Origin of the sequence: Lacinutrix sp. (assembly GCF_029238095.1) — a bacterium.
Classification (GTDB): Bacteria; Bacteroidota; Bacteroidia; order Flavobacteriales; family Flavobacteriaceae; genus Lacinutrix.
The window spans coordinates 63540-78019 of record NZ_JAQWGS010000005.1; the positions used below are offsets into that span (position 1 = coordinate 63540).

Here is a 14480-nt window from a genome sequence, read left to right on the forward strand (position 1 = left end):
GAAATAAAAAATCATAAAATTATATCACAGATTAAGCTGTCTAACTTACCATCAAGAATAGATTTAGAAACAGGAGACTTAAACATTTTTATAACTTTGTTTTTTCACAATTAAATATTAGGGTAAGTTCTTGTGATTATTTACTTTTGTGACACTAAAATTTTATGGATTTCCTTCTCTACTGAAATGAATTCAGCATAAACGAGGAAATAAAAAATAAATCTATCTAAAGATGAATTTACACGAATATCAAGGAAAAGAATTATTAAGCAGCTTTGGCGTACGTATTCAACGTGGTATTGTTGCTCAAAACGCTGATGAGGCAGTTGCAGCAGCAAAGAAATTAACCGAAGATACTGGGACAGGTTGGCACGTAATAAAAGCACAGGTTCACGCTGGTGGTCGTGGAAAAGGTGGAGGTGTTAAACTTGCTAAAAATTTAGATGAGGTTAAAACTATTGCTGGTCAAATTATAGGAATGGATTTGGTAACACCTCAAACTTCAGCAGAAGGGAAACGTGTACACCAAGTACTAGTGGCAGAAGATGTATACTATCCAGGAGATTCTGAGCCTGAAGAGTATTACATGTCTGTTTTACTAAATAGAGGTACAGGACGTAACATGATTATGTATTCTACAGAAGGTGGAATGGATATAGAAACGGTTGCTGAAGAAACACCACATTTAATTTTTACAGAAGAAATAGATCCTGCAACAGGAATTTTACCGTTTCAAGCGCGTAAGATTGCTTTTAATCTAGGCTTGTCTGGTGCTGCATTTAAAGACATGACAAAATTTGTAACGTCTTTATATACAGCTTATGTAAAGTCTGATTCTTCTTTATTTGAGATTAATCCAGTGTTAAAAACAAGTGATGCTAAAATAATGGCTGTTGATGCTAAAGTAACTTTAGATGCCAACGCGTTATTTAGACATAAAGATTTAGCTGCATTACGCGATTTACGTGAAGAAAATGCAATAGAAGTTGAAGCAGGAGAGCAAGGATTAAACTATGTAGACCTAGACGGAAACGTGGGATGTATGGTAAATGGTGCTGGTTTAGCAATGGCAACAATGGATTTAATTAAACAAGCAGGTGGTGAACCAGCTAACTTTTTAGATGTTGGTGGTACTGCAGATGCTGCAAGAGTAGAAATTGCTTTCGAACTTATTTTAAGAGATCCAGCTGTAAAAGCTATTTTAATTAATATTTTTGGTGGTATTGTTCGTTGTGATCGTGTTGCTCAAGGTGTTATTGATGCTTATAAAAACATGGGTAACATTAGTGTTCCAATTATTGTACGTTTACAAGGAACCAATGCAGATATTGCTAAAGAATTAATAGATAATTCTGGATTAGATGTTATGAGTGCTACAGAATTTCAAGAAGCTGCAGATAAAGTACAAGCAGTTTTAGCATAAATGTAATTATGTTCTATTTCACACCAAGCGCAGTCTAAGTGTTTATAGAATTTCAACATAAAAAAAGAGCAACGTTAGTCGTTGCTCTTTTTGTTTTTAGGTTTATTATAGTTCTTTTTATTATCGTAAGGATTTGGCTTTACTTTTCTAGATAAATCTTGCTTAGTTGCTTCGCCTTTTTTTGGCATTGGACCACGAAGATGAATCACTAAACCATTTAAAAAATTACGCAAAATTTGGTCTCCACATTCTACATAGTTTGGGTGATCTTCACGTCTAAAAAAAGCACTCAATTCGCTTTTAGAAATTCTAAAATCTACTAGCATTAATATTTTAATAATATCATCGTCACGAAGTTTATGTGCTACACGTAGTTTTTTAAATATGTCGTTGTTTGTCATGGTAGTATTTTTTACTAGATTGTAAAATTACTCAATTTTATCTAAACAGTTTAGTGTTACTAATCATAATAAAAAACGATTTAGTATATCTATTAATATACTATTGAGGGCAATTAAACCTTGACTTTGTTGTTTTTTTAAACTAAATGTCGATTAACATACGATAAAAAACATTGAAACGCTTTTTTATCAATGCATTATGTGTAATAAATAAAATAAAAAAAGGAAACGATTATGATTGCTACTAAGAGAAAAGGACAAAGTTTTACTTACCGGTCAAAATGGGCTGATATTAAAGATAGCATTAAAGAAAAATGGGATGAGGATTACTTAATCACCGACTTTGATTATGGTGATGGGATGTATCGGGTATTACTTTCAAGCGGAACTGGTTGGTCCGGTCAAGCTTATCGTTGGGGAGAAACGTTCCCAGCTGAAAAAGTGAAGGAGCTTTGGGATAGAAAATATAGGATTACCAATGTTACCTATGATGGCTCTGACTGGATAGTAGTTATGAGTGGAGATACAGGTATTTCGGGTCAAAAGTATTTTTTAAAGACAGATTTTGCTGACTTTGAAAAAGCAATAAGTGAAGCATGGAAAGAAGGATACGACATTACTAAGGTGGCATTTGGAAATGACTTATACTTAGGTGTAATGTCCAAAGGTTTGGATTGGTCACAAAGTTGGTGGCATTGGACTGAGTTTCCTACAGATGAACTAATGAAAAATAAAAAAACGGATGGCAAAATCATTACAGATGTATTTGCATTTGGTAATAAAGTTTTTGCAATTGCCAGCGGGAATACAGGGTATACCAAACAACGATTTCACAAAAACAAAGACTTTGACTATCTAATCAAACTTCTAAAAAATCGATGGGATGAAGGATATACTTTGACAACGGTATCATATTATAAAGAAGAGTGGATATTTGTCGTTTCAAAATAATTTAAACTACTTTCTACACATAACAATGTATAAGCGGCATTAAAACGGCCGCTTATACTAAACGTTAATCGAACCACTCCAAAACGAATCGGTTAAAAATTCAATTTTTTAACATCTCTAATTTACCTTGAAAGCTTTTTATTTCATCTCGTAATTGTGCAGCAATAATAAAGTCTAAAGCCTTGGCTGCTTGTTCCATAAGTTTGCGTTTTTCGCGTATTTTCTTTTCTAATTCGCCTTTGGTTAAGTATTCGCTTTCTGGTTCTGCAGCACGAGCAGCTTCTAATTCGTAACTATAAGTACTAACAGAGTTCTTGCTTAGAGCACTATCTAAACTTTTATTTAAAGCCTTTGGGATGAGGTTGTTTTTAGTGTTATATGCAATTTGTTTTTCGCGTCTGTATTCAGTTTCATCAATTGTTTTTTGCATGCTATTAGTAATCTTGTCTGCATACATAATGGCTTTTCCGTTTAGGTTTCTTGCTGCACGACCAACGGTTTGCGTTAATGATCTAGCTGAACGTAAAAAACCTTCTTTATCGGCATCAAGTATAGCTACTAAAGAGACTTCAGGTAAATCTAAACCTTCACGTAGTAAGTTAACACCAACTAAAACATCGTAAATGCCTTTTCGTAAATCTTGCATAATTTGTACACGCTCTAAAGTATCTACATCACTATGTATGTAATTAACACGTACATTTATTCGGCTTAAATATTTAGTTAATTCTTCTGCCATGCGCTTGGTAAGTGTAGTAACTAATGTACGTTCGTCTTTTTCTACACGTTGTTGTATTTCTTCAATTAAATCATCTATCTGGTTTAAACTTGGTCTAACTTCTATAATTGGATCTAGTAAACCTGTTGGTCTAATTACTTGTTCTACGTATACGCCATCCGTTTTTTGTAACTCGTAATCTGCTGGAGTTGCACTAACATATAGCACTTGGTTTTGTAAGGCTTCAAATTCTTCAAATTTAAGTGGTCTGTTATCCATAGCAGCTGGCAATCTAAAACCATAATCTACAAGGTTAACTTTACGACTTCGGTCTCCTCCATACATGGCATGCACTTGCGAAATAGTTACGTGACTCTCGTCTACAATCATTAAGTAATCGTCTGGAAAATAATCTAATAAACAGAATGGTCTTGTGCCTGGTTGTCTGCCATCTAAATATCTTGAATAGTTCTCGATACCAGAACAATAGCCTAGTTCTCTAATCATTTCAAGGTCAAATTCTGTACGTTCCTTGAGTCTTTTAGCTTCTAAGTGTTTTCCTATTTCTTTAAAATAATCGTGTTGTTTTACTAAATCGTCTTGTATTTCTTTTATAGCACCTTGTAAAATATCTGGAGAGGTTACAAACATATTTGCAGGATAGATAGTTAGCCTCTCGTATTCTTCAATAACTTCGTTTGTTTGGATATCGAACTGTTCTATTAATTCGATTTCATCTCCAAAAAAATGTATTCTAAAGGCATTATCTGCATAACTTGGGAATATATCTACAGTATCACCTTTTATTCTAAAATTACCATGTTTAAAATCGGCTTCGGTACGTGAGTACAAACTTTGTACTAATTGGTGTAATAACTTTGTGCGTGAAATGTCTTGGTCGCGCTCTAAAGTCACCACATTTTTTTGAAACTCTACAGGATTTCCAATACCATACAAACACGATACAGATGCTATTACAATAACATCGCGACGACCAGATAAAAGCGAGGAGGTTGTACTTAAACGCATTTTCTCTATCTCTTCGTTAATAGACAAATCTTTTTCTATATAAACACCAGAAGTAGGTATATAAGCTTCTGGTTGGTAATAATCGTAGTAAGACACAAAATACTCTACAGCATTTTCAGGAAAAAACTGTTTAAACTCGCTATATAATTGTGCTGCTAAAGTTTTATTATGCGCTAAAACCAAGGTTGGTTTTTGTACTTTTTCTATAACATTGGCAACCGTAAACGTTTTACCAGAACCAGTAACACCAAGTAAGGTTTGATATTTTTCTTGAGCGTTTAAACCATTAACCAATTGTTTTATGGCTGTAGGTTGATCTCCTGTTGGACTGAATTCTGATTGTATTTTGAAACGCATGAAGCAAAATTACGGAATATCTTATTGATAATATTTTAATGAAGCGTTAAGGTTTGCAATTCCTTGTTTTTTTAGATTAAGTGCTGATGGCAAACTTGCAATAAATGTTAACTTTAAATTTATTTTTGTTTTAATGCGTAAAATAATTTACCTCACTAAAGAAAAGTGCCCTTTATATTGTTTGCCATTTGGGTGGTTTATAATAAACCAGTAGTCGTTTGTAGGAAGATTAAAACCATTTATAGTGCCATCCCAACCTTTTAAAGCTGTTGTTTTGCTTAGTAATTTACCATAACGATTAAAAATAAGAAGCTCTAAATTAGAATTAAAGTTTCTAGAACTACCAATAGGTTTCCAAACTTCGTTTATATTATCACCATTTGGTGTAAAATATTTTGGAAATCCTAAGATAGAGAATTCTATTTCAGCATTACCACAACCATTTTTATCACGAACATAAATAGTATAAAAGCCAGGTAAAAGGTTTGAAAATGTGTTTTGATTTTGGTAGTAACCAAAAGCATTATTTATAGCATACTCATAGTCGCCATCACCAGACACTGTAACTGTAGCTGTGTTGTTTGCAGTTAATTCTGTAACTTCAATATTGTCTATAGTTGGCGCGTTTGATGGTGTTACGATAATGTTTCGAGAATTAGAACAACCATTTGGTACAGATACTATTGCTGTGTAGGTTCCAATTTGGTTTGCATTTATAAATGGTGTTGTAATTCCTGTATCTGTACCATTTAAAAGCCATTGGTAACTGTAACTATGGAAGACATCGTTTAATACACCAGCTTGTAAAGTAATGGTTTCAGGAAAATTATTAAGACAATAGTTTTTAGTGTCATCTTCTTCAATTTCCGGACTGTCCAACACCGTTAAGTTTACAATTGTTATGGCATAACAATCTGCACCATTAGAAACTACTTTTGCGTATATGGTTTGTGTCTCTATTACTGTATTTTCAAAATTTAAGGTTAAAGAATTCGTATTAGTGAAAGCGTCTCCTTCATTTAAATAATAATTTACAGTAGCATTTACTGGCACTAAAGCTTGTATTTGAGTAGTAATTTCATTTAAATCAAAAATGGTAAAACCATCAATTTCATCAGTATCACAAGCGTTTAAGTTAAAACTTGGTAAGTTGTTGTTCGATATTTGTAATGTAATTTGTGAAATCGCAGTACAACTCGTTTGGGCGTTAATTATTAGCGCATAAACAATTTGATTTAACGAGGTGTTTTGAAAACTTTCTGGTGTACTAATTTCATTTTGTTGTTGAATCGCATTTTGTTGCGAGGTGTAAAAACCAAGTACAGATAAATTTGGGTTTCCTGCAGTTATGTTTTGATCTGCATTTATAAGATTAAACGTAGAAAAACCGTTTTGTCCAGTATTACAGTTGGTTAAAGAGGTATTGCTTGTTACTAGAGGTGGAAACTGCTCTACAACAACTTCTCCATAAGAAATACAACCATTGGCAAGTGTAACTTCTACATTATAAGTACCAGCATTGCCAACAGTTAAGATGGCATTTGTTTCTGTTGGTAGTTCTACGTTATTTCTAAACCATTTGTAATTTATGGCACCTGTTTGAGTGGCATTTAAAGTAGTTGTTTGGTTGTTGCATAAAGCGTTATCTGTAGCTTCTAATAAATTTGGACCTAAGTCTGTGGTTAATTTAAAACTTCCAGCTTCTAGAAAAACAGCGGAGTCGTATCTAAAATTTTGCTCGTCTGCAATTACTAATTTTACATGATAGGTGATGTTAGGAACTGTGTTTGCTGTAGCAGTTAAAATAGAAGTTTGACCGTTAAAGTTTATTGGTTGATAGCTAGAATCGTTCCAACTGCCAAAATAAGCTTCATTTATTGGATCGCAGGAGCCAGGAATACCAGAATGCACTGTGGTTACTTTAACAGGTGTTTGTGTTCCTGGAATAAGTGCAATATTTTCGTAATCTGTAGCTGGAGCTGAAGCAGGCTTAATTAAAAACCCGAATAAATCTGAATATTGGCAGGTGTTAGAGTTGCCTTCTTGGTATTCTTCTGAAGCAAAAAGATAACGAAAACTAATTTGGTTTGCAGGAGACACAAAATCGAATTCTAAAATGGTAGCATTAATAGTATTAGATTCGTTTAAAGCAGTTTCTAACTCTGCATCACCTGACCAGTTTGGCGCATTATCATCACTTAAACTCGTATTTGGTCCTGGAACATTTACTAATCTTCCTGTACTTAATACAATACCAGATTGAAACGGAAAAGTAGTTCCAGTAGCATCAAAAAAACCATAACTTTGGTCGCTACCTCCAAAATTTCCTCCTATTGTATTAGTCACTTGTATGTTAGATATACAATTACTATCTATTAAAATATCTTCTATAAGTTGCTGTGGAGTATACGACTGACTGTCTACTGTAACGTTTTGTGAGTTAACACAAATTACAGAAAAATACAGGAAAAATATTAAAGTTTTCTTTATCATAATAACAGCATGCAAAGATAAAGAAGAACTTTTTTAAAAAATGTATAAAAAGTGTTAAAGACGTGTTATAAACGTAAAGTAAAATGGCCTTTTAATTGAAAGGTTTCGCCTTCAAAAACAACATCTGCAACATACCAATAATCGTTTGCAGGCATTAGGTTACCATTGTAGCGACCATTCCATCCAATATCTGTATGTTTTAATACTGTTAAAAGCTTTCCGTAGCGATCAAAAACAGTAACAACAGTGCCTCCTAGTTGGCTAACTCCTGTTATGTGCCAAGTGTCGAAAAAGCCATCTCCATTTGGTGTTACAAACTGCGGAACATCTATAACAAAAACTTCTTGTGGAGGCGAAGGTTCACAACCATTAAGGTCTATTACTGTTATATAATGTACACCTATAGGTACATTGTAAAAAATGTTTGAGGTTTGAGGTTCGTTATCGTCTAACTGATACACATAGTCTCCCAGACCTTCGGCTTCAACAACAATAGTGTGTGGATCTTGAAAAGCTGGAGATACATCGAAACTTACTAAAGCCTGTTGTGAAGCACTTACACTAAAATTTGAAGTCGCAGTACAACCAAAAATAGATGTAATGGTTACAGAGTAATTACCAACTGAAACAATGTCTATTTCTGGAGTTGTTTCGCCTGTAGACCATAAATAGGTATCTGAAGATTCATTAGATAGAGCAGAAACAACCAAAGGTAAATTATCTAAACAAACCACTTGATCTTCAATATCTACTTCAGGTTTTCTATTGACGTAAACATTAAAGTTTCCACTAGTAAAGCAGCTTGTATTTATGTTTTCTATTCTTACATATAATACTTGTTCGTGTTGCGCATTGTATAATAAATCTGTAATAGCATTGGTGTTATTTAGTGCATCTGTTTCTGTTTCAAAATAACTCACTTGGTTAATTAATGGGTCTTGATTGTTGAGTATAACAGTAGTTTGTTGGGTTAAATCGAATACTAAAAAGCCATCAAAATCATCATCGCAAGCTTCTAAGTCTTGTAAATTTGAAGTAGGTAAAGCGTTTACTCTTAAATTAAAAAAACCAGTGCTAAAACAACCAGTAATGCTATCTTCTGCCCTTACAAAAATAGTATCGTTGTTAGTGGTGTAAGTATAATTCGTGTTTATAGCATTTTGAGACAATTCTGCATCTGCTAGATTAGAGTAGAACGAAAGTATAACGTTATTTTGTGTACCAATTAGAGCTGCAGTAGTATCGAATAAATTAATGCTGTTGTTTGTGTTTTCACAGATATCGTAAAATTCAATGTCTTCTATTGTAGGTGGAATATTTACTATTAAATCGAATGGAACCGCAGCACCACAATTTGAAATGGTATTATAAACTTCAATATAAACCGTTTGCGGATTTTCAATATTATTGTAAGCATCAGGTGTCGTTATTTGGTTTGTGCCTGATAATAGGTCGGTTTCATTGGCGTAAAAATTAATGATTGTATTTTCTTGTCTTATGGCTACAACATCTATTTCAACTTGTGTTAAATCGAAAATCATACTTCCATCTGTATCTGTATCGCATTGCGATAAGTCTGGAGCATTACCAATAATAGGCACCTGTATCACATTGTACTCAAAAGAGGCTACACTTTTACAAAATGTACCATTATCTACACTTATAAATAATTGTTGTGGGTTTTCTGTAGTTGTAAACGAATCGCCTTGAATGGCATTTGTTTGGCTTTCTGCATCTGCTAAATTTAAGTAGTAGGTTACCACTAAATTATCTGTACTATTTGCAATAACTTCTTGTGTAGTATCATTTAAACTGAAGGTTGCAAAACCATCGTTAGAATTATCGTCACACACATTAACATCTTGTGGAAGGTTATAAATAGGATCTGAGCCAACTTCTAATTCGAAACTAGATAAACCGAAACAAGAAGGGTCTGTGATGTTTTCTACACGAACGTATATGGTTTGAAACTGAGATGTATTATTGTAAATGGTGTTTTTATCGATGCTATTGGTATTGGTTAACGCATCATTTGGGTTTTCAAAATAAAAGACTTCTTTGCCTGTTTGTCCATTTAGAATTTCGGCATCCTTTTCTGCAAGTATAAAATCTGCTATTTGGTTACCATCATCTTCACAGAGAATAAAATTAGAAATTACAGGAAAAACTGGTAATGTATTTACTATAACATTTATTGTTGTTATGGCAAAGCAACCTGTTATACTGTTTTCCACTTTAGTATAAATAGTAGTGCTAGCAGTATTATAATTTGTACTATTTGTAATTTCATTTATACTATTATTTAGATCGTTTTCGGATAAATAATGAGAAAATATGGTCGTTGTATCTGTGTTTATTTCGTTGTTTTTAGACGTTAAATCTAGTATAGACATAGCGTCTTGGTCGTCGTCACAAATAATAAATCCTGAAACTGGATTTACCGAAGGCGCAGGAAGCACTTCAATCTGTAATGGTTTTACATCGAAACATCCAGTAACACCATTTGTAACTCTAACAAATACAGTAAAAGGATTTACAGTATTATCGTAAAAAGGAGGTAATGCGTTTATGTTAGCGTCTGCATCTGCTTCAAATTCGTAATAAGTAACAATTGGGTTTTCAATATCAACATTCACTACATTGTTAAATGTTGCTAGTTCAACAGAGGTTAAACTGTCGTCGTTTGTATCGCAGTAGGTTACAGGATCTTCGTTTAATATGGTTACAGAAGGATTAATAATAAGTTCAATTTCAGTTGTATTAGAACAGTCTAAATTTTCAATTAAAAGGTAAAGCATTTGAAAACTGTTTTGTACCAAGTACGGAGTAGTATCATCAATTGGATTGGTATTGTTGTTTAAATCGTCCTCAGTTTCGTAATAGGTTATGGTAATATCTTCTAAATTATTAGCAATTATAGTTGTTATAGCCATTAAATCAAAGGTGCCTTCATTATCGTCAGGTGCTTCGTCGCACACACCAAAATTTCTAATATTTGTTCCTGTTTCTAATATGTTTGTATGTAATTCTATAGGTACAATTTCAAAACACGAATTGTTATTATTTTCAATTCTTATATAAACAATTTGAAGATCTGGTATTGTATTTTCAAATTGAGTAGGATCTGGAATTGGGTTTTCATTATTTTGTGCTTCTTGTGCAGTTATGTGATAGGCAACAGTAACATTAGTTAAACCTTGAAGAACATCGTTAATTACACTTGTTAAATCAAAAACTTCTATGCCATTATCGTCTAACTCACAGGCATTTATTTGTTGTATTTCTTGGTTTACATTTGGACTATCTAACACCTGTAACGTTATATCTGTAAATGCAACACAGCCATTTGTAATATCTACAACTCTAATAAAAAGTTGCTCTGTTGTATTTGTTGGAGTGTAAGGCGATTCAATTGCATTAGCTCCTGTGTCTGCATCTACTTGAGAAAAGTGATAGGTTACACTGTAATTTAGATTGTTATTAGTTATCTCTGAATTGTAATCTGTAAGCATAACGTTTCCACCACCATTGCTACAAATATCTACATTTGAAGGTGCTGTTATGATTGGAAAAGGATTAACTATTAATTGTACTGTTGAAACATAAACACATCCAGTGTTGTTATCTATTGCACGAATATAAACGATTTGAGAATTGGAAACATTAATACTTGTAAAGCCACCTATACCGTCAATAGCATTTTGGTTTGTAATGTGATAAGTTACTGTATAGGTAGAAGCTGGTAAGTTAGCTTGAGCTTGTGTATCAAGCGTTGTAACATCAAAACTTTCTATGCCGTCGTTACTTGCATCGTCACATTGTGTAAAATGTGGAAGCTGAGGTGCAGTTTGTACAGAATTTAATATAATATTTATATCGTCCTCAAAACTGCAAGTTGTGCCATTTAAAGGCACAGTAATTACAACAGTATAGGCTCCAGAAGTTGTTGCTGTTAAAGTACTATTTGTTTCTCCATTTATAATGTTATTGTCTAAAAACCATTCGTAACTTGCTTGAGTGTTATTAGTTTCTGCATCTAAAACAACTGAAGCGTCACAGGTTGAAAAATCTTCACCTAAATCTACACTATTATTAAAACTATTTGCTTGAATAAAAACAGCAGAATCGAAGTTTCTATCAGTTTGGTCTGCAATAATTAGCTTAATGTTATATTCTACATTTGGTGTTATATTAGCCGAAGCTGACAAAATTGTTGTTCTTCCGTTAAAGTTAGTGTCACCAATGTTATAGCCTTCAAAAAAGCTTTCATTATCAGCATCGCAAAATCCAACAATTTCTTCGTGAATTGTACTAGTGTTCACAGGAATAGTAGTTCCAGGAATAACTGCAATGTTCTGGTAAGGCTGCGCAGTTCCTGCTTCTTTTATTAAAAAAGCAAAACCATCAGAATAATTACAAGGGTAATCTGCAAAATATTCTTCAGACGCTAGAATGTAATTGAAGTTAATACTACTTGTAGCTGTGGTAAAATTGAATTCAATAGAAGTAGCATTTAATGTGTTATTAATACCCAAAGCAGTTTCTAAATCTGGATCTGTTTGCCAACTGTCATCACCTTCGTTTAATGCATTTGTGTTTTGTGCATTTCCAGCAGACATTACATTTCCTGAAGAAAGAATAATACCGTTTGCAAAAGGAAAGTTTGAGGCTCCACTTTCAAAAAAGCCAAAACTAGAAAAGCCATTAACACTTCCGTTTACTGGACTAGAAATATTTGTTACTTCTACACAACCATCTATTAATGCGTTAATTAATTGCTCTGGTGATTGTGAATCATCAACAGTAATTTGTTGCGCTTGTGTAACACCAAATGCGAAAATAAATATTAATAATGTTATGTATTGGTGTCTCATTTTAGGGATGTAATGGTATCATGCCAGATTGATAACAATTAAAATCAGTTAAAAGGTATGAAAATAACGATAATTTGTTAATTCACCAATTTTTTAAATCAAATATGGTTTTATTTTAACGATTTAAATATACCCAACCAGAATAAGTACGATAATTTGCGTGATTTAGTTTTAAAACATAAAAATAAGTTCCTGTTGGTAACAGCTTTCCTTTATTGGTTCCATAATTAGAAATGCCATACCATTTTAAATTATCGTTTCCTTTAAATATAAGGTTACCATATCTGCTGTATATTAACAATTCGTGTTTTTGGAATATAGTATAAAGGCCTTGTATATTAAAATAATCATTATAACCATCACTGTTTGGTGAAAAGCCTTGTGGTATGTATGGTGGGCATTTTTCTGTATTAAGTAGAAATGTAAAAATATCATAGCAGCTTTTTTTTTCAGCTCTTACATAGATGGTTTGTGGCGTTGTTTGTGATTGGTAATTTTCTGGATTGAGAATACTATTGGTATTTTGCTCTAAATCTTCTAATGTTTCGTAAAAGCTGAAACTCAAAAAGCTTGTTTCATCTATTTCTAAAAGTATACTGTTTAAATTAAATAGCGCTGTACTAAACCCAATGTCGCATAATTCGAGGTTAGATAAATTACTAATTGTTGGTTCTGGAAATAAAATAACCTGTGTTTCATCGTGATTATTTGTTTCTAATATTTCTATTACTGTACTGTTTCCAAAGCCATCATCGTCTACAACAATATCAAGCAAAAAGATGTCTGGAATAATAGTAGGGATTTCTATAGAGATCGTTCCATTTTCACTACCATTAATTGGAATGTTATTCTCTGTTTCAGTTTGTCCAATTAATTGCCCTTCTGCATAAATTGCAATTGGTGTATTTATTGGTAAAGTATCTGTGCTATTTGTATTAAAAACGGTGTAATTAACTGTTATTGATCTTGTAGCACAACTACTATCTACAGTGTCTATAGTAATTGAAGCATCTGGTAGCTGACTATTTAAAACTGTGATTATATTGTTAATAATAATTAAATCTGCACTAAATATTCCAGTATCAGGGTTTATTGCTCCAGTTGTTAATTTAATTTCAACTTGTGTGTCTCCTATAGCAATATTGTTTTCTATATTATAAACATCTAAATCTGCATTAAAAAATGTAGTAGAATTTGTAAAAGTATTGGTGCCGTTAAAAGCATTATCAGCTAGATTTAATGGTGGATTGGAAATTATAGTTCCGTTAATAGATAAACTTTCTCCAAAATTTAAAGCATTATCGCCTTCCCAAGCTAAAAAACCAATTTTTGCATTGTCATTATCTAGTACATTTACATTTTCTAGTAAGATTATTTTTTCGGTAACATTTCTGTTAATAATTTCTAATCCTTGAAACAAGTTTACTTGATTTAGTGGTAAAGTGTTATTCTCAAAAATGACATATAAACTCCAGCCTGCAAAATTTGTTCGCCTGCTACAATGACCAGGATTATTGGCTAAAGTTTCAGTAATGTCTATATCTGAAAGGGTATATGTAGTATTGCCTTCTGCTAATATTTGGTTCGTTACATCTGCATAACAAGAGAAATAGTTTAAATCTCCAAAAAAAGGATCCGTAAAAATAGTATTGTAAGTGTTTTCAGCATTTATTTGTGTACCATTAAAAGACACTTCTGTATCTCCCAAACCAGATCCAGCCCAATACAAGTAAGCAGCAACTATTGTTGAATAACTATCTACATTAAGATTGGCTTGAGACGAAGGTAGAGTTTCACAAAAAGATTGTACAATATTATTTTCTGCCTGATTTAAGGTATTACCAATAGCTAAGTAATCGTAACGACCATTAAATTGTTGAAAAATTGAAATGTCTTGTGCTTTTACTCCAAAATGAAGAAAGAACATAAAAAGGATCAAGACTAAATTTCTATTTTGCATTCCAATTTTATAATATTATAAACTTACGAATTTTTTTAAAACCAAGATTGAACCCAAAACGCCTAAACTTTCGTTTAGGCGTTTTATTTTATCTTTTTAGTGTAAAATGCGCTCTTATGGTTTTCTTTTCATCAGTAGTTGGTTCTCTGTATTCTACTGTAAACCAGTAGTCGCTTGTTGGCATTGGGTTACCATTGTAGGTTCCATCCCACCCTGCGCCTGTTGGGCTTAATTGCTTTAAGAGTTTGCCATAACGATCAAATATATATATTAC

General features: G+C 32.8%; 8 protein-coding genes. 2 read left to right on the forward strand and 6 right to left on the reverse strand.

All coding sequences use genetic code 11. The features are described from left to right. Nucleotides 1-232 precede the first annotated feature (232 nt). Nucleotides 233-1423, forward strand: a complete 1191-nt coding sequence (gene sucC, locus P8H50_RS01790) for an ADP-forming succinate--CoA ligase subunit beta (RefSeq protein WP_300204986.1) — start codon at nt 233-235, stop codon at nt 1421-1423. Between the two features lie 74 nt (nt 1424-1497). Here sucC and P8H50_RS01795 read toward each other — a convergent pair whose 3' ends face one another. Then, nucleotides 1498-1824: a DUF1456 family protein gene (locus P8H50_RS01795; RefSeq protein ID WP_300204988.1), complete on the reverse strand. Its 327-nt coding sequence runs from the start codon at nt 1822-1824 to the stop codon at nt 1498-1500. Between the two features lie 234 nt (nt 1825-2058). Between P8H50_RS01795 and P8H50_RS01800 the strand changes: the two genes are divergently transcribed. Further along, on the forward strand, nt 2059-2775 hold the full coding sequence (locus P8H50_RS01800) for a hypothetical protein (protein WP_300204990.1): 717 nt from the start codon (nt 2059-2061) through the stop codon (nt 2773-2775). A 100-nt stretch (nt 2776-2875) separates the two neighbouring features. Here P8H50_RS01800 and uvrB read toward each other — a convergent pair whose 3' ends face one another. From uvrB to P8H50_RS01825, 5 genes are all read right to left on the reverse strand, one after another. Beyond that, nucleotides 2876-4879, reverse strand: a complete 2004-nt coding sequence (uvrB, locus tag P8H50_RS01805; protein ID WP_300204992.1) for an excinuclease ABC subunit UvrB — start codon at nt 4877-4879, stop codon at nt 2876-2878. 147 nt (nt 4880-5026) lie between these two features. Continuing rightward, entirely contained in the window at nt 5027-7372 is a 2346-nt protein-coding gene (locus P8H50_RS01810) for a choice-of-anchor L domain-containing protein (RefSeq protein ID WP_300204994.1), read from the reverse strand. A gap of 65 nt (nt 7373-7437) precedes the next feature. Next, on the reverse strand, nt 7438-12246 hold the full coding sequence (locus P8H50_RS01815; RefSeq protein ID WP_300204996.1) for a T9SS type B sorting domain-containing protein: 4809 nt from the start codon (nt 12244-12246) through the stop codon (nt 7438-7440). Between the two features lie 115 nt (nt 12247-12361). Next, on the reverse strand, nt 12362-14206 hold the full coding sequence (locus P8H50_RS01820) for a gliding motility-associated C-terminal domain-containing protein (protein ID WP_300204998.1): 1845 nt from the start codon (nt 14204-14206) through the stop codon (nt 12362-12364). Nucleotides 14207-14294: 88 nt separating this feature from the next. Continuing rightward, nucleotides 14295-14480: T9SS type B sorting domain-containing protein (locus P8H50_RS01825; protein ID WP_300205001.1), on the reverse strand; the 186-nt coding region annotated here is incomplete at its 5' end.